Origin of the sequence: Stappia sp. BW2 (assembly GCF_008107695.1) — a bacterium.
Classification (GTDB): domain Bacteria; phylum Pseudomonadota; class Alphaproteobacteria; order Rhizobiales; family Stappiaceae; genus Roseibium.
In genome coordinates this window covers 858,309-882,229 of the sequence record NZ_VIRG01000066.1, presented here as the reverse complement: position 1 = coordinate 882,229, position 23,921 = coordinate 858,309, and the positions used below count along the sequence as shown (strand labels likewise).

General features: G+C 60.0%; 18 protein-coding genes. 8 read left to right on the top strand and 10 right to left on the bottom strand.

Annotated features, from left to right (window positions below; translation table 11 throughout):
* Nucleotides 1-106 precede the first annotated feature (106 nt).
* From FMN63_RS15525 to FMN63_RS15500, 6 genes are all read right to left on the bottom strand, one after another.
* Nucleotides 107-2,317 carry a 3-hydroxyacyl-CoA dehydrogenase NAD-binding domain-containing protein gene (locus FMN63_RS15525; protein ID WP_148584888.1) on the bottom strand — a complete coding sequence of 737 codons (2,211 nt, stop codon included), beginning with the start codon at nt 2,315-2,317 and terminating at the stop codon, nt 107-109.
* 18 nt (nt 2,318-2,335) lie between these two features.
* Nucleotides 2,336-2,719: a cupin domain-containing protein gene (locus tag FMN63_RS15520; RefSeq protein ID WP_148584886.1), complete on the bottom strand. Its 384-nt coding sequence runs from the start codon at nt 2,717-2,719 to the stop codon at nt 2,336-2,338.
* A 2-nt stretch (nt 2,720-2,721) separates the two neighbouring features.
* Nucleotides 2,722-3,930 carry an acetyl-CoA C-acetyltransferase gene (locus FMN63_RS15515; RefSeq protein WP_148584884.1) on the bottom strand — a complete coding sequence of 403 codons (1,209 nt, stop codon included), beginning with the start codon at nt 3,928-3,930 and terminating at the stop codon, nt 2,722-2,724.
* Between the two features lie 27 nt (nt 3,931-3,957).
* Nucleotides 3,958-4,596 (bottom strand): glutathione S-transferase family protein, encoded by a 639-nt coding sequence (locus FMN63_RS15510; RefSeq protein ID WP_148584882.1) that lies wholly within the window; start codon nt 4,594-4,596, stop codon nt 3,958-3,960.
* Between the two features lie 105 nt (nt 4,597-4,701).
* Nucleotides 4,702-6,498, bottom strand: coding sequence for an acyl-CoA dehydrogenase C-terminal domain-containing protein (locus FMN63_RS15505; protein ID WP_148584880.1), 1,797 nt, complete (start codon nt 6,496-6,498; stop codon nt 4,702-4,704).
* A gap of 330 nt (nt 6,499-6,828) precedes the next feature.
* Nucleotides 6,829-7,290 (bottom strand): MerR family transcriptional regulator, encoded by a 462-nt coding sequence (locus FMN63_RS15500; protein WP_148584879.1) that lies wholly within the window; start codon nt 7,288-7,290, stop codon nt 6,829-6,831.
* A gap of 422 nt (nt 7,291-7,712) precedes the next feature.
* On the opposite strand from FMN63_RS15500, the gene FMN63_RS15495 reads away from it, so the two are divergent.
* The 4 genes from FMN63_RS15495 to FMN63_RS15480 all read left to right on the top strand — a co-directional run bounded on the left by FMN63_RS15495 (nt 7,713) and on the right by FMN63_RS15480 (nt 15,220).
* Nucleotides 7,713-11,786, top strand: coding sequence for a peptidoglycan-binding protein (locus tag FMN63_RS15495; RefSeq protein ID WP_148584877.1), 4,074 nt, complete (start codon nt 7,713-7,715; stop codon nt 11,784-11,786).
* 415 nt (nt 11,787-12,201) lie between these two features.
* Nucleotides 12,202-13,131, top strand: a complete 930-nt coding sequence (locus FMN63_RS15490) for a sulfite exporter TauE/SafE family protein (protein WP_148584875.1) — start codon at nt 12,202-12,204, stop codon at nt 13,129-13,131.
* Nucleotides 13,128-13,910, top strand: coding sequence for a TIGR02186 family protein (locus tag FMN63_RS15485; protein ID WP_148584873.1), 783 nt, complete (start codon nt 13,128-13,130; stop codon nt 13,908-13,910). The genes FMN63_RS15490 and FMN63_RS15485 overlap by 4 nt, the downstream gene beginning before the upstream one ends.
* Before the next feature lie 221 nt (nt 13,911-14,131).
* Complete coding sequence (locus FMN63_RS15480) at nt 14,132-15,220, top strand: AI-2E family transporter (protein WP_286192654.1); 1,089 nt, start codon at nt 14,132-14,134, stop codon at nt 15,218-15,220.
* Here FMN63_RS15480 and FMN63_RS15475 read toward each other — a convergent pair.
* The 4 genes from FMN63_RS15475 to FMN63_RS15460 form a co-directional block, all read right to left on the bottom strand.
* On the bottom strand, nt 15,217-15,504 hold the full coding sequence (locus FMN63_RS15475) for a putative quinol monooxygenase (protein ID WP_148584870.1): 288 nt from the start codon (nt 15,502-15,504) through the stop codon (nt 15,217-15,219). The genes FMN63_RS15480 and FMN63_RS15475 overlap by 4 nt on opposite strands.
* A gap of 111 nt (nt 15,505-15,615) precedes the next feature.
* Entirely contained in the window at nt 15,616-16,506 is an 891-nt protein-coding gene (locus FMN63_RS15470; RefSeq protein ID WP_162530053.1) for an AraC family transcriptional regulator, read from the bottom strand.
* A 113-nt stretch (nt 16,507-16,619) separates the two neighbouring features.
* Nucleotides 16,620-17,357: a ligase-associated DNA damage response endonuclease PdeM gene (gene pdeM, locus FMN63_RS15465; RefSeq protein ID WP_148584866.1), complete on the bottom strand. Its 738-nt coding sequence runs from the start codon at nt 17,355-17,357 to the stop codon at nt 16,620-16,622.
* A complete protein-coding gene (locus tag FMN63_RS15460; protein WP_148584864.1) occupies nt 17,354-19,858 on the bottom strand; it encodes a ligase-associated DNA damage response DEXH box helicase in 2,505 nt (834 codons plus the stop codon). The genes pdeM and FMN63_RS15460 overlap by 4 nt, the downstream gene beginning before the upstream one ends.
* Nucleotides 19,859-19,975: 117 nt before the next feature.
* Between FMN63_RS15460 and FMN63_RS15455 the strand changes: the two genes are divergently transcribed.
* The 4 genes from FMN63_RS15455 (at nt 19,976) to FMN63_RS15440 (ending at nt 23,885) form a co-directional block, all read left to right on the top strand.
* Nucleotides 19,976-20,899 carry a DUF4189 domain-containing protein gene (locus tag FMN63_RS15455; protein WP_148584863.1) on the top strand — a complete coding sequence of 308 codons (924 nt, stop codon included), beginning with the start codon at nt 19,976-19,978 and terminating at the stop codon, nt 20,897-20,899.
* A 75-nt stretch (nt 20,900-20,974) separates the two neighbouring features.
* Nucleotides 20,975-21,997: a ligase-associated DNA damage response exonuclease gene (locus FMN63_RS15450; protein ID WP_148584861.1), complete on the top strand. Its 1,023-nt coding sequence runs from the start codon at nt 20,975-20,977 to the stop codon at nt 21,995-21,997.
* Nucleotides 21,998-22,048: 51 nt separating this feature from the next.
* Nucleotides 22,049-22,492 carry a DUF6841 family protein gene (locus FMN63_RS15445; RefSeq protein ID WP_148584859.1) on the top strand — a complete coding sequence of 148 codons (444 nt, stop codon included), beginning with the start codon at nt 22,049-22,051 and terminating at the stop codon, nt 22,490-22,492.
* The gene (locus tag FMN63_RS15440) at nt 22,485-23,885 is read left to right on the top strand and encodes a right-handed parallel beta-helix repeat-containing protein (RefSeq protein WP_148584857.1); all 1,401 of its coding nucleotides are present in this window, start codon (nt 22,485-22,487) and stop codon (nt 23,883-23,885) included. The genes FMN63_RS15445 and FMN63_RS15440 overlap by 8 nt, the downstream gene beginning before the upstream one ends.
* Nucleotides 23,886-23,921: the final 36 nt, after the last annotated feature.

The following is a 23,921-nucleotide window of genomic DNA, read 5'->3' as shown; positions in this document are numbered from 1 at the left end:
TGCATGACAAGTTAGTCTGGATCAAGTTTTGTCGTAATTTGCCAACAATTTTGAGGCGAGCATTGGCTGAGTGCCGCTCCCCAAGGGGAGCGGCACAGGTTCCAGATCAGGCGGCGTCCTTGACCTTGGCTTCCGCTTTTGGCGGAAATTTGCCGTAGAAGGTCTCGTTTTCCTTGGCCATGTCCTTGAGCAGCTTGTTGGGCTTGAAGCGCGGGCCCCATTTGCGGGTGTACTTCTTGCACAAGTCGACAAAGGCGGGGGTGCCCATCATGTCGATGTAGCTCAGCGTGCCGCCGGTGTAAGGGGCAAAGCCGAAGCCGAGGATAGAGCCGACATCGGCTTCACGTACATCCGTCAGGCACTTTTCTTCAAAGATGCGGGCCGTTTCGAGTGCCTGCATCACCAGAAGCCGTTGCTTGAGCTCTTCGATGTTGAAGCTCTCGGCAGGCTTCGGCTGGCCGGTGACCTCCGGAATGCCCGGCCACAGGCTCTTGTCCTTGCCCTTGTAGTCGTAGAAGCCCTTGCCATTCTTGCGGCCGAAGCGCTCCTGCTTGACGACCATCTCCTCAAGGATGTTGTCGAGCGGGCCCTCGACGTATTTGACACCAAGGTCCTTGCGCGTTGCGGACACGATCTTCCACGCAAGATCCAGCGCCACTTCATCGCCAAGCGACAGCGGGCCAACCGGCATGCCGGCCATCTTGCCGGCATTTTCGATCATGGCCGCCGGAACACCATCCGCCAGCATCATAAGGCCTTCGCGGATATAGGTCATGACAACGCGTGAGGTGTAGAAGCCACGGCTGTCGTTGACGACAATCGGGGTCTTCTTGATGGCCTTGATGTAATCAAGCGCCATGGCGAGCGCGCGGTCGGAAGTGCGTTTGCCGAGGATCACTTCCACCAGCATCATCTTGTCGACGGGCGAGAAAAAGTGAATGCCGATGAAGTTCTTCGGCCGCTTGGACGCCTGCGCCAGAGAGGTGATCGGCAGCGTCGAGGTGTTGGAAGCGTAGATGGCACGGGACTTCATCACCGCCTCGGCCTTTTCCGTCACCGCTTTCTTGATGTCACGATCCTCGAATACCGCCTCGATCACCAGGTCGCAGTCGGCGAGCGCTTCGTAGTCGACCGTGGCGGTGATCTTCGACAGCAGCTTTTCCTTCTGCTCTTCGGTTGCCCGGCCACGCTTGATCGCCTTGCTGATCAGCTCGTCGGAATGGGCCTTGCCCTTGTCGGCGGCCTCCTGATCACGGTCGATCAGGACGACGTCGATGCCTGCCTGTGCGGTGACATAGGCAATGCCCGCGCCCATGAAACCGGCGCCCAGAATACCGATCTTGCGGATCTTGTTCGGCCGCTGGTCCACCGGGCGGCGGGCCAGCTTGTTCAGCTCCTGCATGGAGACGAACAGCGAGCGGATCATGTTGGCAGCTTCCGGCGTCTGCAACACCTTGGCGAAATAGCGGCTTTCCACCTGAAGCGCGAGGTCCATCGGCAACTGAAGACCTTCGACAACCGAGCGCAGCAGGTAGCGGGCGCCGGGGTAATTGTCATGGGTCTCGCGGCGATAGATCGCGTTGGCAGCCGGCCAGAACTGGAAGCCCGCCGGGGAATACACCTTGCTGTTTGGCAGCTTGTAGCCCTTCTTGTCCCACTCCTTGACCGGGTCGAGACCAGCCTTCAGCATCTTCTTGGCGGCGGCGACCAGTTTCCTGGTCGGGGCAACTTCGTCCACCAGTTTCATCTGCCTGGCCTGCGGGGCGCGCAAGGTGCGGCCCTGGAGCAGAAACTGCATGCCCTGCTGGGCATCGGTCATCCGCATCACGCGCTGGGTTCCGCCGGCGCCGGGGAAGAGACCGACCTTCACTTCCGGAAGACCCATTTTCAGGCCTTCGTCGACAACGCGGCCATGGCAGGCAAGTGCCAGCTCGGTGCCGCCGCCCATGCAGGTGCCGGCAACGGCGGCCACGAAGGGTTTGCCGCTTGTTTCCAGCTTGCGGTAGACCTGAGACAGCTTGCGCGATCCGTCGAAGAGCACCTTGGCAGCCGCTTCCGCATCGTTGCCACGCTTGATGTGGAAGTCCTTCAGGAGGCCTTCCAGCATGGTCAGATCAGCCCCACCGGAAAAGGTGGATTTGCCGGACGCAATGACTGCGCCCTTGATGGCCTCGTCCCCGGCTACCTGGTCGACAATCGCCTCCAGTTCATCCATGACCGACATATCGATGACATTCATCGATTTTTCCGCCATGTCCCAGGTGATCAGGGCGAAACCGTCCTCATCGGTTTCAACGGTGAAATTCTTGTAGCTCATTTGATTGTCCTCCTCCGGTCAGGCGCCAGTCGACTGCAGGTGGGCGCGCTGTTGCGCAGCCGTCTTCGTCCCGTCAACGACGACGTCGCCGGTGTGTTTGGTCTCTGCGGGTTCGAACAGCATCACCCAGCATTCGTCTTCGGCGAGCGGATTGTGCTCGACCCCCTTGGGCACGACATGCATGTCGCCAGCGTTCAGCACGACGTCATCCCGGTCGCGGTAGCGGATGGTGAGGCTGCCCTTGACGATGAAGAACAGTTCGTCCTCGTCCTGGTGGTCGTGCCAGACGAACTCGCCTTTCAGCTTCGCAAGCTTGACGCTCTGTTGGTTGACATCGGCCACCACACGCGGAGACCAGTAGTCGGTGATCTGGGCGAATTCTCTGTCGATGTTGCTGATCATGGTCAAACCCGCTCGATGATGGTCGCTGTGCCCATGCCTGCGCCAATGCAAAGTGTGACGAGGGCGGTGTTGAGGTCGCGGCGTTCCAGTTCATCGAGGACGGTGCCGAGGATCATGGCGCCGGTGGCACCAAGCGGATGGCCCATGGCAATCGCGCCGCCATTGACGTTGACCGTTGCCGGATCGAGGTCGAAGGCCTGCTGGTAACGCAACACGACGGATGCGAAGGCTTCGTTGATCTCGATGAGATCGATGTCCTTGATGTCCATCTTGGCGTTTTTCAGCAGCTTTTCTGTGACATCCACCGGACCTGTGAGCATCAATGCTGGTTCGGAACCGATGTTGGCGAAGGCCTTGATGCGCGCGCGCGGTTTCAGGCCGCAGGAACGACCTGCAGTGCTGGAGCCGATCAGCACGGCGGCTGCCCCGTCGACGATGCCGGAAGAGTTGCCGGCGTGGTGGACGTGCTTGATCCGTTCGATTTCCGGATGGGCCTGAATCCCGACCGCATCGAAACCGCCCATGTTGCCCATCATCTCGAAGGAGGGATTGAGCGAGGCGAGCGACTGCATGTCGGTTTCCGGCCGCATGTGCTCGTCCCGGTCCAGAATGGTGATGCCGTTGACGTCCTTCACCGGCACCACTGATTTGGAAAACCGGCCTTCGTCCCAGGACTTGCCGGCGCGCTTCTGACTTTCCACCGCATAGGCGTCGCAGTCATCGCGGGAAAAGCCGTATTTGGTGGCAATCAGGTCTGCCGAAACGCCCTGAGGCATGAAATAGGAGGGGATGGCGACCTGCGGTTCGATCGGCCAGGAGCCGCCGGAGGCGCCAAGACCGACACGGCTCATGCTCTCCACGCCGCCCGCGATCACCAGCTTGTGCTGGCCTGCCATAACCTGGGCCGACGCCATGTTGACCGCATCGAGACCGGACGCACAGAAGCGGTTGATCTGCATGCCCGGTACCGATTTGTCGTAACCGGCCGCAAACACCGCCGCACGGGCAATGTCGCCACCGGCTTCCCCGACCGGGTCGACACAGCCCAGGACGACATCGTCCACCCGGGTCGTATCGAGGCCGTTCCGGTCACGGATCGCTTCCAGCGCAGTGGCAGCCAGACGGACAGTCGGCACTTCGTGCAGCGAACCGTCCTTCTTGCCGCGTCCGCGCGGGGTGCGAACGTGGTCGTATATATAGGCTTCGGGCATCAGATCCTCCTCTGGAGCGGATTGGCCTCAGGTCTTGTCCGGCAAGGGATGACCGGGCATGAGGTCGTAAGGATGTTTCCAGCCGGGCAGCGCCTTGATCCGCCCCAGCCATTTGGTGACATTCGGATAAGCCTCGAGATCGATCCCGAGCTCACCTTCGTAAAAGAGATAGCTGCACAGCGAGAAGTCGGCGCTGGTCGGCTTCTTGCCGATGGCGAAATCGTTCTTCTCAAAATGCTTGTCCAGGATGGCGAGCGCGGATTTGCAACGTCCGTCGAGCCATTTGACGACATCCGTTTCCCCGGTCTTCATCAGAGTGCGCATGAACCGCAGCGGGCCAAGCATGCCGGAAATCTTCTGATTGTCGAAAATCGTCCAGCGCAGGATTTCCCGGCGTTCTTCTTCATTTTCAAAGCCGAACGCGCCAAATCTCTCGGACAGCACGTCCATGATCACGGCGGACTGCGTCAGAATGCTGTCCCCGTGCACAAGCACAGGCACTTCACCCATCTCGTTCAGCGTTTCCCGGAACTCCTCCGTGCGGGTGGCTCCGTTGAAGAAGTCCACCCATTCGGGTTTCCAGTCTGCGCTGCACAATTCCAGCATCAGGGCCACCTTGTAGGAGTGTCCCGACTGGGCCATGCAGTGAAGAACGTATTCAGCCATAACTTGAATTTCCCCTCGCAAATCAATCTGGAACACGACTATAGCGGCCGGTTTCGGTTTGCGGGCTCAAATTTATGCCATCGGCCAGCCGGTCTCCGGACGCCCTTAAAAGGCGTCTGCGGCAACCGACATCATGGTTTCGGAGCCGGACGAGATCCGGGCGAGGTGGGCGGCTGTTTCCGGCAGGCTGCGCTCCATGAAGTAACGGCCGAAGGTCAGCTTGGTTTCCAGCCAGTCGGACTTGTCGCCTGCACCTTCCGCGGTCTTTTCCTGGATTGCCTTGGCGATCTTTGCCCACATGTAGCCAAGGGCAACGAGCCCGAAGAGGTGCATGTAGTCGACCGAGCCGGCACCGGCATTGTCCGGGTTCTTCATGGCGTTGTTCATGAACCACATGGTCGCTGCCTGAAGATCGTCCATGCCCTTCTTCAAGGGACCGGTGAAGGCGGCAAGGGCTTCGTTGTCCTTGTTCTCCTTCAGGAAGGTATTGACCTCGTTGAAGAAGCTCATGACCGCGCGGCCGCCGTTAGCCGGCAGCTTGCGGCCGACAAGATCAAGCGCCTGAATGCCGTTGGCGCCTTCGTAGATCATGGCGATACGGGCATCGCGGACGAATTGTTCCATGCCCCATTCGCCGATGTACCCATGTCCGCCGTAAACCTGCTGCGCATTGACCGTGTTGGCAAAACCCGTGTCGGTCAGGACGCCTTTCAGCACCGGCGTCATCAGACCCATCATGTCGTCGGAAAACTGCCTGGACTTTTCGTCGTCGGAGCGGTGCGAGATATCGCCGTGAAGCGCGGTCCACATGATCAGCGCCCGGGCGGCTTCATTGAAAGACCGGATCTGCATCAAGGTGCGGCGGATGTCCGGATGCACGATGATCGGGTCGGCGGGCTTGTCTGGAGCCTTCGGTCCGGTGAGGGCTCGTCCCTGGATACGGTCCTTGGCGTAGGTAACTGCGTTCTGATAGGCGACTTCCGATTGGGAAAGCCCCTGAACGGCAACGCCGAGACGGGCTTCGTTCATCATGGTGAACATGGCGCGCAGGCCCTTGTTCTCTTCACCAACCAGCCAGCCGGTGGCATCGTCGTAGTTCATCACGCAGGTTGCGTTGCCGTGAATGCCCATCTTGTGCTCGATCGAGCCACAGGAAACGCCGTTGTTGTCTCCGACCGAGCCGTCGTCGCCAATCGCATTGCGCGGCACGACGAACAGCGAAATGCCCTTGGTGCCTTCCGGCGCGCCTTCGATACGGGCCAGCACCAGATGGATGATGTTTTCCGCCAAGTCGTGCTGACCGGCGGAGATGAAGATCTTGGTACCGGTAATCTTGTAGGACCCGTCTGCCTGCTGCACGGCCTTGGTGCGGATGAGGCCGAGATCCGTTCCGCAATGGGGCTCTGTCAGATTCATGGTACCGGTCCACGTGCCGGCAATCATGTTGGGAAGGTAGGCCTGTTTCTGCGCGTCGGTGCCATGGATGCTCAAGGCCGCCACGGCACCTGCGGTCAGACCCGGATACATGGAAAAGGCCATGTTTGCCGAAGAGGCGTATTCGTTGAAAATGGTGGTCAGCGTATGCGGCAAACCCTGGCCGCCATAGGCCGGATCAGCAGACAGTGTGCCCCAGCCGTTTTCGCAAAAGGCTTTGTAGGCTTTGAGAAACCCTTCTGGCGTCGTGACAGTGCCGTCTTCGTTGCGGGTGCAGCCTTCGCTGTCACCGGTCTGGTTCAACGGCTGAAGAACTTCCTCCGCAAACTTGCCGCCCTCACGCAGAATCGCTTCCACCAGATCGAGAGGAGCATCGGCAAAGCCTGGAAGGTTGGTATAACGATCGTAGCCGAACACGTCCTTCAACAGGAAAAGCGTGTCATCGACGGGAGCGGAATAGCTCGGCATGGATATCCTCCCAGAATTGCCGTTTTTGTTGACCTTACGTTTCCGTAAACGTCACCTTTGCGCTCTATATACGCGTCCTGTTTTTGTCCGGCAAGTGGTGTCCCAACGGAAGGGATGACAAAAAAATACGCCTAAAACATGCTGATGGGAATGATTTCCGTGTGTCCGGCATACGAATTCGTGTTGAGACGGCGGAATTTTGAATGAATTTTGCCGGTTTGAGGAGAGGGCGTTGATTCGCGCAAAGCGGGTAAAAGCCAAGTCTACAAACGAAAACCGCCGGAGTTGCCGCCGGCGGTTTCAAATCTCTGAAGTCGAAAGGGGAGAGGATCAGGCCTCTTCCGCTTCCTTGTGTTTCAGCATTCCGGAAACGATCTCGACGGTGCGCGACAGTTCCTCGATGGCCTGTTCGATGTCCTTGCGCTGATCTTCCAAGACGGCGATCTGTTCGTTGAACTTGGACAGGGCAACGCGCAACTGCGTCACCTGACCGTCGCGCAGGTCGTAAAGGTCAAGCATGTCGCGGATTTCGGACAGGGAAAAGCCGACGCGCTTGCCCATGAGAACCAGTTTCAGACGGGCGCGGTCGCGGCGGTTATACACCCGGTTCAGACCGTCACGCTTCGGGTTGAGCAACCCCTTGTCTTCATAAAAGCGCAGCGTACGCAGGGTGCAGTCAAATTCTTTTGCCAGGTCGCCGATTGTGAACTGGGTTTTCTTCGTGCTGTCGTCGGTTGCGGACACAACGTCCACAAGATCGTCTTCATTGAGGATCGAAAGAGCTTCGCTCATAGCAGTTTGTTCTCGTTTTTCAGCCGTTGTCCGGCTCATCGTTGATGTTATGCAATTTTCGAAACCCGCTCCAAAGACATGGTCTTCGGTGCGTTCGCAGGCGACGCGTTTGTGTGCACAGTGGCTCAGCCGGTTTCTTGCTTACTATTTAGCTTACGTTTGCGTTAACGTCCAGTCACGGAAGGTCTCAGGCGAAAATTTCGTTAATGCAGCGTTTGCCGATTCGCACAGTCCGGTTCTCTTGAAATGCGAATATTCACTCGAAAACGGTCTGTTTTTGCATTTAGCAAAGCCAATTAACGGCCTGTTTACCCTAAATCGACACAGTCTCTCAAAACGCTGCGCCTTTCTCGTCCTCGACGGAATTCTGGTGCAGCCTGTTCCATCAGCGGTCTGAATGACCGTCAGCCCAGGGTCAAGAGATGCCGGCTTGGAAGAAAAACGAGGCAGGACGCCGCGGCCGTGATGCGTATGAAGGCGACGACTTTTACGATTCACCGCGCCGCGAGCCGGCGCGAAACCGTATCGAACGGTTGACGCGCACTGCAACGGCGCTCGGCGGCCAGGACCGTTATACCTCCGAAGAACGCGACGAGGATCTCGATGCCGTGGCGGACGAACTGGACCGCCTGTTGGCCGACCAGTCGGAACCACGTCGGACCGATGCGCACCGGCCTGAAACGCGCCAGACCGCAGCACGCCGGCCTGAACCACGTCAGCCTGCGCCGCGCCCCAGAGCGCAGCACAGGGAGCCGGGTATCGATGAGGTCATGGGCGCGCTGGACCGCTTGGACGAACAGGTGCAGGGGCTGGCAAGACCGGACCCGAGGCACGACTACGGACAGACCCAACGTACCGATTTCGCGGACGAGCCGCTTCGGTCCGCGCCAAATCAGCGTCCGCGGCCAGGCAGCTATGCCATCGACAATTTGCCTGCCGAAGATCCCCGCTATGAACAAGACGATGCTTACGGAACGCACTATGCGCCGCAGCCTTCCCGTCACCGGGAGCGGGACGGGCGCGGCAGAAGTGACGCGTCCATGCACATCTACAAGGACCTTGGCCGCCGCATCGATGCTCTGAGAGCGCCGCAGGAACAGGCTTTCAATCAGGTTCGTGACGAACTCGGCTCGCTGCGCGAGGCGCTTGGTGGCCTGTCCCGTGGCACCAACGAAACCGTGGGCCGGCAGAACGCTGAACTGCGCCGCTTGTCCGACATGGTCGAGCGTTTGCGGGCCGACAAGAAGAACGATCTGCTTGCCCGCGATATCCGCAAGGAAGTTGCGGATCTGAAAGACATGGTCGGCCGCACCAATGTGGAAGGGGCTCTGCAGACCCTCGAGCATGGCTATGCCCACATTCTGCAACGCCTCGACGAATTGTCCCGTGCCTCGGTCGATCCGCGTGTTCTGAACGGCGTGACCGCTCGCCTCAACGAAATCGAGGACGCCTTTGCCGCGTTGCCGCGGTCCGAGCACATGATCGTGCTGGAAGACCGGGTTGTCAGCATTGCCGAGCGTATGGAAGAGCTCCTGCAGCGCAAGGGCCATGCCGAGATCGAACCCCTTCGGGCAGAATTGCGGGAAGTGCGCGGCTTCGTCGAGCAGATCGACATCAAGGGTCTTGTCGAAGGTATCGACGACCGGATGAAGTTTGTCTCAAGCCGGCTGGACGATCTGGAAGTGCTGGCGCGTGAGCAGCGCGGTCTGGACAGCCGGCTGTCCGCCATGGAACAGCGCATGCCGGAGCCGGAAACGATCTCCAGGCTGCAGGGCCGCCTTGAGGACATCGTCGGCATGATGGCCGATGACCGGGCGTCCCCGGTCGACACTCAGCATCTGGGTCAGGTCGACCGGCGTCTTGATGAGATCGTTGACCGCCTGGAGCGGATGGAGCAGGCAGGCCCACTGCCTTCGGCCGATACGGGAGCCTTTGCGGCCCTGGAGCAGCGCCTGGAAACGATTTCCGGAAAGATCGATGCAATCGAAAGGAAGTCGGCCCGGCCCGTGCCCGTGCTGGATGCCGCCGCCATGCGGGCTGGCGGCAATTCGCCGGACAACAAGTTCCTGGCCCAGCTTCAGGACCGGTTGAACGATCTGACCGAGCGTCTGGATCAGCCGAAAGACACCGTTACGACATCCGATCTCGACAAGCTGCGGGCGGAAATCGGGTCGATGCGCGCCAGCGTGTCCGCACCGGCGTCCACCGACGCTCTGGAACAGCGGATTGCCGATTTGGCGCAGGTCGTGTCCAAAGGAGCCGAAGTCACCGACGACGGCCGCTTCGAGCAGCTTGGTGCGAAGGTTGCCGCGCTTGCCGAGCAGATCGAAAGCACGTCCTCGCGCGCCTTCAGCATGGAACAGTTGTCGCCGGTTCTGGAGCGGATCGAGAAGGGCCTGGAGAAAACCCGTTCGGACGTCGTCGGGATTGCCCGCGAAGCTGCCCGGGAAGCCGTCGAAAATGCAGCGACGCCTCCCAACTGCCAGTACGATCAGGCCATTACGGAGCTTCAGTCCGACCTGAGGCGGTTGCTTGATGCCGCCGAAGGAAATGACGAGCGGACACGCAACACCTTCGACGGGGTCAAGTCGGTTCTCGGATCGTTGACCGAACGCCTGGACAATCTGGAACGTGCCGAAGATGTTGGCGACGCAACGGGCTCCAGCTTCTCGCCGGTCATGGTCGACGAGCCTGTGTCGCTCTTCTCCAAGGCAGCCAGAGCCAAGAAGCCGGAAGGCGATCAGCAGCCGGTTGAAGCACCGCGGTCCGACGACCGGACCCGGGACCGCAAGGCCGACTTCATTGCTGCCGCCCGGCGGGCTGCACAGGCAGCGTCTGCCGAAGCCGCGCAACTGGAAAAGCGCGAGCAGACGGCCGAGGAAATGGAAGTTGCCGACGACGAACGCGGCAAGGCCCGCGTCGGTTGGCTGCGCAACGTACTCAAGCGCGACAAGTCTGCCGCGAAGACGGACAAGGCTGAGCCGGTCGAAGATCTGGAACTGAAGTCCGAGGAAATTGCCGATCAGGCGTTCGAAGCCCAGGATGCGACCGTTCTTCCGGGTGACCGTCCGGCACCGGAACTGCAACAAGGCTCCAATGGACGCCGCCGCGCCATCCTTTATACCGCTGCCGCAGTTGTTCTGCTGCTTGGAACGCTGCAAGTGTTCCGTATGGCAACCGGTGGACCGGAAGAGGGTGATCAGGTTGCCGCCAATACGCCGGAAACCGTTGAAGCAACACCTGCGCAGGCCGTGGCTGATGCAACTCCGGCACAGGCAGACACCCAGCCGAAAGCTGACGCGACAAGCGAGGTTGCACTTGCAGAAAGTCGTGGCGCCGAAGCTGCCGCAAGCAATCCTCCCCCTGAGAACACAAGCAAAGCGGTCTCAGCGCAGGCACCGGCTGTTGCTGCCGCAGCGCAAGCGGCTCCGGCCCCCGCAGCGCCCGTCACCGAGAAAAGTACGGTTCAGGCAGCTTCTGCCTCTGGCACACTTTCTCCGGAAACAGAACTGGCCTTTGCCCCGCCTGCCGGCGTTGCCAGCACCTTCGGCGAACCAGGCGAAAGCACGGTCTCAGGCTTCGAACCGGCAAGCACGACCGGTGCACAGGCAAACCTTATTGCCAACCTGCCACCGGAAGGTGTCGGTCCGATGGCGCTGCGCAGCGCCGCGGCCAGCGGCAATGCGGCGGCAGAGTTCCTTGTGGGTGTGAAATACACCGAGGGCAACGGCGTCCCGGCGGATCTGGCCAAGGCGGCAGCCTGGTACCAGAAAGCAGCCGACAAGGGCCTTGCGCCCGCTCAGTACAGACTTGCCAGCCTTTACGAGAAAGGCCGCGGTGTCGAAAAGGACCTGCCGAAGGCGAAAGCCTGGTACCTCAAGGCTGCCGAGGCGGGCAATGCGAAAGCCATGCATAACCTTGCGGTTCTTTACGCGGAAGGTGGCGGGGAACAGCCCGACTATGCCGCTGCAGCGAAGTGGTTCGAGGAAGCCGCCAACTTCGGCGTCAAGGACAGCCTGTTCAACCTGGGCATCCTCTATGCCGGTGGCATCGGTGTCGATAAGGATCTGGTTGCCAGCTACAAATGGTTTGCCATCGCGGCCGATCAGGGCGATCCGGAAGCGGCCAAGCGCCGTGACGACGTCGCCAACATGATGGACCAGGAACAGCTCGCCAATGCCCGGCTTGCCGTCGAGAGCTTCAAACTGAAGACTCCGAACGCGGCAGCCAACAAGGTCACGATGGAGCCGAACTGGGTGGACAGCGCTGCGCTGCCGGCGGAAAAAGTGTCGATCCAGGCTCCCGACAACACAGCCATGGTCAAGGAAGCGCAGGACAAGCTGAATTATCTCGGTTTCGACACCGGAACGCCGGACGGCCAGATGGGACCGCGCACCCGCAGCGCGATCCGCGCCTTCCAGCGCAGCATCGGGATGCCGGAAACCGGCGAAGTTGACGGCCGTCTGCTGGACGAGCTGAAAAGTCAGGCGATCTAGGTGACGCCCTCATAAACGGGTAGCCAAATCAGAAAGACGCCCAGTCAGGCTTGTTGCCCGGCTGGGCGTTTTGGCGTTGGAGGGGCTGTTAAGATCTCATGGCGCTGGACGTGAGAAATGTGTTCGGCAATCGAAGGTGCCGTTGGCTCGGCCAGTTTTTGCTGGGGATAAGAGCCCGTCAAAAATGACGTCGGATTTTTGACAGAAGAAGCAGTGCGGGTCGCAGTGTTGAAAACCGGCCTTTTGCCGAGATATTTTCGCAACGCAACAGGAGAATTCCGCCTGTTATTGTCCTAAAGACGGCGATTGGAACAGAACCGGCCCGCAGGCTGGTTGACAGGCCGGACAGTACGGGTCTTTAACCATTTCATCGTAATCATTACGCAGTCATTTCTGCAATATTTCGGTTGATCCCGTGCAATTATATCTGCCCATAGCCGAGATTCCGGTGAATATCTTCGTGATATTCGGCATGGGTGGTGCCGTGGGGTTCCTGTCGGGGCTGTTCGGTATCGGCGGCGGGTTCTTGCTGACACCGCTGTTGATCTTTTCCGGCATCCCTCCGGCAGTGTCCGTCGCGACGGTCACCACCCAGGTGGTCGCCTCATCGTCGTCGGCTGTCGTCACCTATTGGCGCCGAAAGGCCATCGACCTGAAACTCGGCACGATCCTCCTTTGCGGAGGTGTGTTCGGCTCGCTTATCGGCGTCGTCCTGTTCCAGGTTCTGCAGTCCATCGGTCAGCTCGACGTCGTGATTTCGCTGTCCTATGTCACGTTTCTTGGTGCCATCGGCGGCCTGATGCTGTTCGAATCCATCCGTGCCATCCGGCGGCGCAAATCCGGTGTTGCGCCCAAAGCGCGCAGACCCGGCCAGCATAACTGGATCCACGGCCTGCCGCTGAAGGTGCGGTTCCGCCGCTCCAAGCTCTATGTCAGCGTCATTCCGGTTGTCGGGCTTGGCGCAATCATCGGCTTTCTCGGCACGATCCTGGGCATCGGCGGCGGCTTCATGATGGTGCCGGCGCTGATCTATCTGCTGCGTGTTCCGACCAACATCGTCATCGGCACCTCCCTGTTCCAGATCTTGTTCACGATGGCGGCCGCGACCGTGTTCCATTCCATGGGCACAAAGACGGTCGATATCGTTCTGGCCATGACGTTGATGATCGGTGGTGTTATCGGAGCCCAGTTCGGCGCGCGTATGGGCCAGAACCTGCGCGGCGACCAGCTGCGCATGCTGCTGGCCCTGCTGGTGCTGGCTGTGGGCTTGCGATTTGCGATCGACCTTCTGCTGACACCGGACGACTTCTATTCCATCGCGATCCGGAAGGGGGCAGGGGCATGAGCCGGCTGTTCCTGCTTCTGTCGATGGTCCTGTGTCTGACGACAGGCGCACAAGCGCAGGAGCGGCCCGCTCAGGAGCTGGTGACCTCCCTGTCGTCGGACCTGATTTCCATCCAGTCCAATTTCACGGGCACGGAAATCGTTATTTTCGGCCAGGCGAGCGACATCCAGCGCCAGCCGAACGATCCAAGCAGTTACGAACTCGCCATCGTTGTCGAAGGCCCGCCCCAGGACATAACCACACGACGCAAGGGCCGGTTTCTGGGGGTGTGGGTCAACCGCGAGGCCGAGCGCTTCCAGCACGTCCCGTCCTTTTACGCGGTCGCCAGCACCGTCAATATCGGCAGCATGGCGAACCGCACGGTGCTCGATGATCTTGGCATCGGTCTCAATCACATCAACCTGGCTGTGTCCGGCGTTTCCAATGTGGCACTGTCCGACCGGGATGATTTCCGCCGTGCCTTTATCCGTTTGCGGAAGCAAATGGGCCTGTATTCGGAGCAGGAAGCCTCGATCACTTTTCTGACCGAGACGATGTTCCGCACCAATATTCCGCTGCCGGCCAACATTCCGGTTGGCGACTACAAGGTGAAAAGCTTCCTGTTCCTGCACGGCCATGTGGTGGCCCAGACGGAGCAGACACTGGCCGTTGCGAAAAGCGGGTTTGAACAGGTTACTTTCGAAATGGCTCAGTCCTATCCGTTGTTTTACGGCGTTCTTGCAGTCTCGCTGGCCATTTTCACCGGCTGGCTCGCCGGCGTGATTTTCCGCAAGGACTAGTCAGCCCGTTGTGGGCCCCCGGCACCATTCAACTCGCACGGTTCTGATTGCTTGCCACCTGCGCAACACCTTTGTTTCGCAGCGTCAAATCGCTTTTCTACGCACTTTCCGCTGGCGCTCGCAGCAGCTGTGGCTATTCTCAAGTCTATCGAATTTTCAGACTGTTGGGGCAGGCGGACATGACAGATGAACCCTCATCCAGGCCACGGGTGGAAACAGTCGTGAAACAGGATCCGACGCTGGACGCGAAGGTGATCGATGTTGCCATCCGCCTCGGCGTTCTCGGGCTTTTCGCCTATTTTTCGCTTCAGCTGGTGGCACCGTTCTTTCTGTTTCTGGTGTGGGCCGTGGTGCTGACAGTTGCACTTTATCCGGTCTATGGCTGGCTGACAGCCAGGCTTGGCGGACGCAAGGTTCTGGCTGCTGTCCTGATCACGCTCTGCTGCCTGGCAATTGTCATCGGTCCCGTCGCCGTGCTGATCGTCAGTCTCGTCGACACGCTGCAGGGCTGGTACCACGGCGTTGCCAGCGGCGTGCTCAAGCTGCCGCCGTTGCCCGAGAAACTGGGCACCTTGCCGGTCGTCGGTGAGAAACTTTCCGAAATCTGGCACCTTACCGGCCAGGGTCTGGAACAGGTGTTGGCCAAGGTCGGTCCAACACTGGTGCCCGCTGGTGGCCGCATCCTCGGCGTCCTGGCATCGCTGAGCGGCAGCGTTCTGTTCTTTGTTGTCTCCATCATTCTGTCAGGCTGCCTGTTCGTGCCAGCTCCCTCTCTGGCAAAGGGTGCCAAGCTGTTTGCCGACCGCATCATCGCTCCGCGCGGATCAGAGTTCGTCGATCTGGCTGGGGCCACCATCCGCAACGTCTCGCGTGGGGTCATCGGTGTCGCCGTCGTCCAGGGGCTGCTGACGGGCATCGTGCTGATCGTGTTTTCCGTGCCGCTTGCCGGTGTTCTGACCTTCGTGGCGCTGATCCTGTGCATCGTTCAGATCGGTCCTGCTCTGGTAATCATTCCCACAATCATCTGGGCGTGGAGCTCCTGGGACCTGATGCCAGCGCTCCTGTTCACCGTGCTGATGGTTCCGGTGATGCTGATCGACAATGTCTTGCGACCGATCCTGATGTCCCGGGGCCTGAACGTGCCGATGCTGGTGATCCTGATCGGCGTTCTCGGCGGCACCATAGCCTATGGCCTGATAGGCCTGTTTCTCGGGCCCGTCATTCTGGCGGTGTTTTACGAACTGGTCATTGCATGGGTGAAGGCAGGCGAGAAGAGGCCGGCTGAAGCGACGAGCTTGCCCGATCGCTAGAGCGTCTGGAAATAGCCGCTTGCCGGATCTTCAGCGAGATGGTTGGAAATCGCCGCCCAGGTTCCATCGGCAACCAGTCCGTCGACATGCGCCTTGTGGATTGCTTCGTTTTCCCAGTTTTCGACAAGCGTAAAGTGGCAGGCATCATCCCGGTCTCTCAGAACCTCGACGCCGTGACATCCGGACACGCCTGGAAGTTCGGTCGCGACGGAGCGCATGATGGATTCAAAAGCCTCTTGCTTGTCTTTGAGTGCCTTGAAGTGAACGACAACTTTGATGGCCATGTGGAGTCCCTTCCGCGTTGGCTGTGTGGTGCGGGCATGGGATAAGCTGGCAAGAGAGATAACAACAGACCCGTTCCTGCTAAACGACTGCCCGATCCTGCGAACCTTTCTTCAGCCGTCGTTCTGGCGAGGGCTATGCAGCGTCTCTGTATATTGGCGCGGAGCCAGGCCGAAAGCGGATTTGAAATCGCGCGTGAAATGGGACGTGCTGGCGTAGCCGGCAGCCTCGGCGGCACGGGCGACGCTCGTGTTTGAAGTCAGGAGTTGCTGCCGGGCGCGATCTAGACGTACCTGCTTGCGATATTGAAGCGGCGACTGGCCGAACAGGGCAGTGAAACCATGTGCGAAATGCGAGGGGCTCAAGGCAACCTCGGAGGCGATTTCGGCAACTGTCAGATCCGGTTTTGCAGCATGGGCCTCGATATAGCGCAAGGCCTTGACCAACCTTTCATCCGTTGCACCCACCATGCTCCTCAGCACGCCAAATGCGTTGGACCGCAGGATCCGGTAACAGATCTCCTGCAGGCAGAGGGGCGCCAGGACGTGGCAGTCGGCAGGATCCTGAAAAGCGGTCAAGAGGCGCAGCAGCGAAGCGGCAAGTCCATCGTCAAGTGGCTCGCAGGCGATAAGCGCGCCATTGGCCGGGGAGGACACATCGGCATGGGTTTCGGAAAGGCGGACCAGCGTTTGAGCAATCAGCTCCGGTGGCAGTTGCAGTTTGATGGCGAGGTAAGGCTCTGCCGGAGAGCCCTCCACATAGGCGCTGTAAGCAGTATCACCATGAAACGCGATCACGTGGCCTGTGTCATTGATGATCTGCTTGTCGCACAGGGAAACGCGTTTCAACCCGGATACTGCAACAGCGACTGACAATCCCCTGTTCCGGCCACGATGATAGGGAAGGCATTCCGACAGTCTCAACACCCAGACGGAGGCAAGCGGGGACGGGGTGACACCATCCGTCTGCGCAAACTTCCAGACAGCATCGGCCAGTGCAAACATTGCTGGTGAAGCACTTTCGGGACTGTCGGATTGGCAAGGTTGGGCGGGAGTGGTCGTTAGCATCACTTTGGCTTAGTCAAATGATGCCGCCTGCACAAGCAGCAGGTAAAGTGTCAGTCCCCGACCAGCCGGCTGGCGGTGAAGGGGTAGAGGCGGTCGTTGCCGAGCATGAAGACCGAAAACTGGCGCCGCCGGAACAGCATGCCATAGGCCTCGTCGGTGACGTTGAGGCCACCTGTCAGCGCGCCAAAGGCGGGCAGGACAAGACGGGTGCCGTCGGTGACGAAACAGGCCCGCCGGATCGAACGTCCGAAGCGGCGTACGCGGGCGGCGGGATGCAGATGACCGCAGATTTCCCCGGTGGTCTCGGTTGAGCCGACCTTTTCGACCGGTTCGTGGCGGAAGGTCAGCGGTCCGATGGTGATTTCATCGACCGTGACACCGCACAGGCGGACCGGCGCAACCGGATCGTGGTTTCCGGTGACCCAGATCCATTCGCGGCCGAGCTGCAGTGTTGTCAGCATGGCCCGGTAGGGCGCAGGCAACCGGTCGGAGCCGTCAGGGTCGTGGAAACTGTCGCCGAGGCAAATGACGCAGGCCGGGTCGAAAGCATCGATCACGCCGGCAAGCTTTTCCAGCGTTGCTCCGGTGTCATAAGGCGGCAGCATCACGCCGCGCCGGGCGTAGCTGGAGCCTTTTTCAAGATGGAGATCCGCGACGATCAGGGTGGATTCGTCCGGCCACCACAGGATTCCGCTGTCATGCAGACCGACCAACTGGCCATTGATCTGAATGTCATGACATACCGGCGCAGCAGCATATTTGCGCAGATGGGATGTCAGGGCACTCATTCCATAGCCTCCAGTACGAGTTCTTCGGCGGCGTCGGCCAGCAGCGTATCCATGGCCTCCCCGTAGACCGGTTCTTTCCCTATTTCGAGAAGAATTGGCACGGCAAGGGGCGAAACATGTGGAAGGTCAGTATGCGTGATTCGTCCGCGGATACGGGCAAGAAGTTCCCCCAGACGAGAGATATCCAGAAGTCCTTCGGCAGCATCGTTCCAGGTTGCCTTCAGGAGTATGTGGTCTGGTTCATGGGCGCGCAGCACGTCATAGATCAGGTCGGAGGAAACGGTTACCTGCCGTCCCGACTTCTCCAGCCCCGGATGGCGGCGTTCGATCAGGCCGGCAATGACAGCACAATTGCGAAACGTCCGTTTCATGAGACTGGATTCAGCTAGCCAGGCATCAAGATCGTCTCCGAGAATGTCTTCCTCGAACAATTGATCCAGTGGGATCCTGCTGGAGGAAAACTGCAGGGACAGATCGCCAAGTCCCCAGACCGCAAGCGCATAGTCGTTGGCAACGAAGCCGAGCGGGTTTGCGCCCAGGCGTTCCAGCCGCTTGGTCAGCAGCATCCCGAGCGTCTGGTGCGCAAGGCGCCCTTCGAAGGGATAACAGACCATGTAATGCTTGTTCGCGCGTGGAAATGTCTCCACCAGCAAGCCATCCCTGGAGGGCAATACGGATTTTTCCTGCTGAATGGTCAGCCAGTCGCGCACCTGTTCCGGCAGTGCCTTCCAGGTTTCGGGCGTCGCCAGCATCGTGCGCACGCCTTCGGCGAGATAGGTGGAGAGCGGAAACTTGCCGCCCATATAGGACGGGATCATCGGATTGTCCGATGTCGTGCGCGAGACATAGGCTTCGCTTTCGCGGATGCCCTCAAAACGGACGACCTCGCCGCCGAAGAGGAATGTGTCACCCGGCGTCATCTGCTCCAGAAAATACTCCTCCATCTCGCCCAGCACCCGGCCGCCCCGACCAACGGGCGTCCTGCGCCCGGAAGCCTTGGAGCGGACCAGCCGCACCTTCAGCATCGGCGCTTCAACGATGGTGCCGACGTTCAGCCGATATTGCTGCGCGATCTTCGGGTGGGAGATGCGCCAGAGCCCGTCCTTGCCTTTTCGCAGCTTCGCATATTGATCGTAGCTCTTGAGCGCATAGCCGCCGGTCGCGACAAAATCGAGGACCCGCTCGAAGGTTTCCCAGTCGAGATGTCTATAGGTTTCCGAAGACCGTATCTCGTTGAAGATGTCCACCGCATCCAGCGGGTCGGCGCAGGCCAGACCAAGCAGATGCTGAGCGAGCACGTCCAGCGCGCCCTGGCGCAGCGGCGGCGTATCTTGGTCACCCCGCATGGAAGCGGCAAGAGCCGCCTGGCACTCCAGCACCTCGAAGCGATTGGAGGGGATGAGGATCGCCTTGGACGGTTCGTCCATGCGGTGATTGGCGCGGCCGATCCGCTGGGCAAGACGGCTCGCCCCCTTCGGCGCACCAATATTGACCACCAGATCGATGTCGCCCCAGTCGATGCCCATATCGAGCGAGGAGGTGGCGACCACCGCCTTCAGGGCTCCGGAGGCCATGGCGCTTTCGACCTTCCGCCGCTGGCCAACATCAAGAGAGCCGTGATGAAGCGCAATCGGCAGCGTATCGTCGTTGATGCGCCACAGTTCCTGAAACACCATTTCGGCCTGGCTGCGCGTGTTGACGAACAGCAGCGACACGTTGTGCGCCTTGATCAGCTTGTAGATGTCGGCAATGGCATAACGTGACGAGTGCCCGGACCAGGGCACGCGTTCTTCGCTGTCAAGGATCGAGATATCCGGCCTCGCGCCACCGGCAACCTCGACCACATGAGACAGAGCCCGTCCATCGGGGTCGGGTTGGTCGACAAGATAGGCGCGAAGGTCATCCGGCTCGGCGACGGTCGCTGAAAGGCCAATGGTTCTGAGGTTCGGTGCCAGCCTGCGCAGACGGGCGAGGCCTAGCGCGAGGAGATCGCCCCGTTTGGACGTCACCAGCGCATGCAACTCGTCCAGAATGACGGTGCGAAGAGAGGCGAACATGCGCGCCGAGGCCGGGTCCGACAGCAGCAGGGCGATCTGCTCCGGCGTGGTCAGCAGAATATCCGGCGGATTGAGCTTCTGCCGCTGGCGCTTGTGAGACGGTGTGTCACCGGTACGCGTCTCCAGCCGGACGGCAAGATCCATCTCTGAAACGGGGGCTTCCAGATTGCGGGCAATGTCGACGGCAAGCGCTTTCAACGGAGAAATGTAAAGCGTGTGGATGCCGTTGCCCGCGGACCCGGGTTTCCTTTTTCCGCGCGACTCAAGTTCGACCAGGCTGGGCAGGAACCCTGCCAACGTCTTGCCGGCGCCCGTTGGCGCGATCAGCAGCGTGGAATGACCTTGTTGAAGGTGATCGATCAGTTGAAGCTGATGCGGCCTCGGAGCCCATCCCCGCGAGGCAAACCAGCTTTGGAATCTATTCGGTAGCAACTGCGCGTCCATGGCTTGGTTTTAGGTCAGGGCTGGGCGAAAAGCGAGGGGATGTTCCTAGAATGTTCGTCTTGCCTTCAAGTCCGCTTTGGTCAATCGTGCGGGAAGATGCCTTAGGGGGAGGTTCTGTTGAAAACACTTGCATTTATTGGAATATTGTCGGCCGCTGTTCTGTCTGCAACTGCTGGTGCAAAGGCTTCGGAAAGCCTTAATTACCGTTGCAATCTCGGCAATCAGTTCGCCTTCATTGAAACGATCCCGGAAGAGGGGCGCGCAATTCTTGAGGACATTGACGGCAAGACCATTCTGGTACCGGACGGGCGGGGCGGTTACTTCAACGATGGCGAGGAGATTTCCTTTGACCGGGACAAGCCCGTCCCCGAACTCTGGCTCGGCGATGTGTCGCATCGCTGCGAGATAGCGACACCGGCTTCCAGCAACCAGACACATTCGAACGGCGCTGTTGGCGGGAACGACACGCAATTGAATCTCCAGGGACAATCTCTGGGTGGCAAGCTTCGCGATGGGCCTGGTCTGAATTTCCGGCAGACCGGCAGCCTTCCGGAAGGAACCTGGGTCACGATCCTGAAGAACACGGGTGTGCGAATGGATGGCTACGACTGGTTCGAAGTTGCGGCTGACAGCGGTTTGCGCGGTTACCAGTGGGGCGGGATCATGTGCTCCAACGGCTCGCAGATTGCCGGTGTTTATCAGGCCTGCGGTGCGCAGGCGTCTTCGCAACCGGCTGTGAAGGTGGCTCAGCAGCAAGGCGGCGGCTGGATGGCCTTCGCGCTGGCCCCCGGTGGAGCCTTTGGTCATGGCGCTGCCCCGACCCGGGCAGGTGCGGAGCAGTTCGCCATGCAATATTGTGGCAACAACCAATGCAGGATTGCGGACACGACGCAGGCAAGGTGCCATGCGCTCGCCGTGTCACCCTCCAGTCATGGTATTGGCGCGGGCGATAGCGAACAGGCCGCAATGAATTTCGCCATGGGCTGGTGCTCGAACAGCGGCGCAAGCGGCTGTCGCATCGAATACAGCTATTGCCAATGATCTGAAACAACACCATGCGGCCTTCGGGCCGCATGGCTGTGGCACAAACGCCAAACAGGCCCTATCTAGCGTCTGATGTCCGATCTTCTAACGCTCACGCCCGAAGGCCTGTTCTGCGCTGAAGCAGGTGTTCATATCGATCCGGTCCGCCCGGTTGAAAAGGCTGTCATTACACACGGCCATGCCGATCATGCCCGGTCGGGCCATGGGGCGGTGTTGGCGACCCGCCAGACACTCGACATCATGGCCATCCGCTACGGCGAGAATTTCTGCGGGGCGGCGCAGGCAATCGGTTTTGGCGAGACGCTGAAACTTCAGGGTGTCGAGATCTCGCTTCATCCGGCAGGACACGTGCTCGGCTCTGCCCAGGTGTTGTTGACATCTGCCGGTCAGCGAACCGTCGTCTCCGGCGACTACAAGCGCCAGGCGGATCCGACCTGTGCTCCGTTTGAAGTCGTCCCCTGCGATACCTTCGTGACTGAGGCGACCTTCGGTTTGCCGGTGTTTCGCCATCCCCCGGCGCGAGAGGAAATCGCCAAGCTGCTTTCCTCGCTGGAGTTGTTTCCGGAGCAGACCCATCTGGTCGGGGCCTATGCGCTCGGCAAGGCGCAGCGCGTGATCGCCGAATTGCGGGCGGCCGGTTATGAAAAGACGATCTACATGCACGGCGCGCTGGAAAAGCTGACGGCCTATTACCAGAGCCAGGGGATCGATCTTGGCGATGTCGAAGCCGTTGGCCAGCGCGGCAAGGAGCTTGCCGGTGAAATTGTCCTGTGTCCGCCCGGGCAGCTGTCAGACCGATGGTCCCGCCGCTTCGGCGATCCGGTTGCGGCGATGGCATCGGGCTGGATGCGCGTCAGGGCCCGGGCCCGGCAAAGAGGAGCCGAACTGCCGCTGATCCTGTCCGACCATGCCGACTGGGAAGACCTTTGCCGCACCATTCTGGAAACGGGTGCCGAGCAGATCTGGGTAACCCACGGCGCGGAAGAGGCACTTGTCCACTGGTGCGAATTGAATGGACGAAACGCCCGCCCGCTCAATATGATAGGCTATGACGACGGCGAGGATGCCGACGTTGCGCGGGCCACACATGGCTGATCAGGCCTGCACGGAATTACGGCATATTTTCCTTTTGGGGGAGAGGTAGTCATGGCGGACAACGGTGGATTTGCGGGAGCCGGAAACGGACAGACAAACGGGGCCGGGGCCAGCGCAAATGGCGATGCGGAAGAAGCGATTGCCCAGCTCTTTGACGACTACCAGGCCGGTTTCAACGACTATGACATCGACAGGATCTGCGATTGCTTCGCGCTGCCGACCGTCATCTGGCAGCATGAGAAGGGCCATGTCTTCAACGACGACGAAGAACTGATCGAGAATATCGAGGCACTTCTGCAAGCCCTGGAAAAGGAAGGCGTGTCCCATTCGGATTTCCACGTCGTCTCCAGCCACGTCAGCGGTTCGGCCGCACTGGTGACCCTCGACTGGAGCCAGGAAACGGCTGACGGCGAGGCCGTTTTGGAGTTCACCTGCCACTATCAGCTCATCCAGGACGGAGCGGATTGGGTTATTGCCTGCATCATCAATGAATAAAACGAAGGGCCGGAGGGCAGGTCGTCTTGTCCTGCCGGTCCTTTGCCTGCTGTCGGCCCTGTCTGTACGGGCTGGAGCCGAGACGCCGGCAGCCTATGGTGCGCTGACACCAGCACCGGAAAGCTTGAAAGCCTGCGAGCTTCCGGAGATTGCCCCGGGCAAGGTGTTGCTGGAGACGGATTGCCGCTATTCGGATCCGGTCGTGATTTCCACCGGCAATGTCATTCTGGATTGCCGTGGAGGCACCATATCGGGCATGCACCGGCGCGGCATCACCATCCGGCCCGGTCTGAACAACGTCACCATCCGCGATTGCCGCCTGGATGATACCGGCGGCATCCTGATCGAGGGACAGACACCGGCGGATGATGCGGCGGCACGGGATGAGGCGCGGGCAACATCGTCGCAAGGTGTTGTTCTCGATCATCTGACCATCACCAACTCTTATATGACCGGCGTTTTTGTCGATCACTACGTGGTCGGCGCGACCATCCGCGATTCCATCGTCGCCGATGGTCACCACGTCGGCATCTATCTGGAGCACGGATCGCAGAAGAACGTCGTTTCAGGCAATCTGATCCGCAACAACGGCCTCTTCACCAACAAGGGCATCCGGCGCATCGGCCCGACCCGTCGCGAAGGCCTGTCCGTGGATGGGTCGGCCTACAATCTCATTGAAAACAACGTTTTCGACAGCAATGCCTTCGGCGGCATCTTCCACTACAAGAACTGCTGGGAATTCCACACCACCAACCCCGAAAGCCGCCCGCGCCTGCAAGGATCGGACGGCAATGTCATCCGGGGCAACGTCTTTCGCAACATGGACATCGGCATCTGGGTCGCTTCGCGTCAGGCGCGGGATCTGGTGATGTGGGATTGCGGCGACAAGAGCCCCTACGACAATCCGGTTTCCCTGAACCTGATGATGGGTGAGCGCCCGTGGGGCAAGTCCGACAATTTCCTGGGCTATCGCTTCAATCCGGAGCTGATCGCTGGCTTGGTCGACAAGAATGCCCTTGCCCCCAGGTGGCCGTTTCCGATGGAACTGCACCTTTACGAGGATTTCGCAGAAGACAATACCTACGAGGGCAATTGCTTCGAGAACCTTGTCACCGGCATCCGGATCGAAGACGACGGCAACACCGTCAGGAAAAACCTGTTCCTGGGGGACTTCGAATATCTTTATCTTGGCAGCCCGTTCCGGGCACGGGTGTTGAACCGGCCGATTGAGGGAACCGTTATCGAAGGCAACACAAACGTCTCTCCCTCGGGGCGAAGCTTCCTGCAGAACAGCTTCCTCGCGGAGGGGGAGTACACGGATACCGTTCTCGATCAGCCAGACAAGGCGTCAGTCGGGCCGAAGCCGGAGGTCTGCCAAACGGGGCAGAGCTAGACCAGTCCAAAAGAAAAAAGCCGGTGACGCTGGTCA

What these genes read in the sequence shown, in the direction of transcription:
- FMN63_RS15525 (WP_148584888.1), bottom strand. Translation starts at nt 2,317, where the DNA reads ATGAGCTACAAGAATTTCACCGTTGAAACCGATGAGGACGGTTTCGCC.
- FMN63_RS15520 (WP_148584886.1), bottom strand. Translation starts at nt 2,719, where the DNA reads ATGATCAGCAACATCGACAGAGAATTCGCCCAGATCACCGACTACTGG.
- FMN63_RS15515 (WP_148584884.1), bottom strand. Translation starts at nt 3,930, where the DNA reads ATGCCCGAAGCCTATATATACGACCACGTTCGCACCCCGCGCGGACGC.
- FMN63_RS15510 (WP_148584882.1), bottom strand. Translation starts at nt 4,596, where the DNA reads ATGGCTGAATACGTTCTTCACTGCATGGCCCAGTCGGGACACTCCTAC.
- FMN63_RS15505 (WP_148584880.1), bottom strand. Translation starts at nt 6,498, where the DNA reads ATGCCGAGCTATTCCGCTCCCGTCGATGACACGCTTTTCCTGTTGAAG.
- FMN63_RS15500 (WP_148584879.1), bottom strand. Translation starts at nt 7,290, where the DNA reads ATGAGCGAAGCTCTTTCGATCCTCAATGAAGACGATCTTGTGGACGTT.
- FMN63_RS15495 (WP_148584877.1), top strand. Translation starts at nt 7,713, where the DNA reads ATGCCGGCTTGGAAGAAAAACGAGGCAGGACGCCGCGGCCGTGATGCG.
- FMN63_RS15485 (WP_148584873.1), top strand. Translation starts at nt 13,128, where the DNA reads ATGAGCCGGCTGTTCCTGCTTCTGTCGATGGTCCTGTGTCTGACGACA.
- FMN63_RS15475 (WP_148584870.1), bottom strand. Translation starts at nt 15,504, where the DNA reads ATGGCCATCAAAGTTGTCGTTCACTTCAAGGCACTCAAAGACAAGCAA.
- FMN63_RS15470 (WP_162530053.1), bottom strand. Translation starts at nt 16,506, where the DNA reads ATGTTTGCACTGGCCGATGCTGTCTGGAAGTTTGCGCAGACGGATGGT.
- pdeM (WP_148584866.1), bottom strand. Translation starts at nt 17,357, where the DNA reads ATGAGTGCCCTGACATCCCATCTGCGCAAATATGCTGCTGCGCCGGTA.
- FMN63_RS15460 (WP_148584864.1), bottom strand. Translation starts at nt 19,858, where the DNA reads ATGGACGCGCAGTTGCTACCGAATAGATTCCAAAGCTGGTTTGCCTCG.
- FMN63_RS15450 (WP_148584861.1), top strand. Translation starts at nt 20,975, where the DNA reads ATGTCCGATCTTCTAACGCTCACGCCCGAAGGCCTGTTCTGCGCTGAA.
- FMN63_RS15445 (WP_148584859.1), top strand. Translation starts at nt 22,049, where the DNA reads ATGGCGGACAACGGTGGATTTGCGGGAGCCGGAAACGGACAGACAAAC.
- FMN63_RS15440 (WP_148584857.1), top strand. Translation starts at nt 22,485, where the DNA reads ATGAATAAAACGAAGGGCCGGAGGGCAGGTCGTCTTGTCCTGCCGGTC.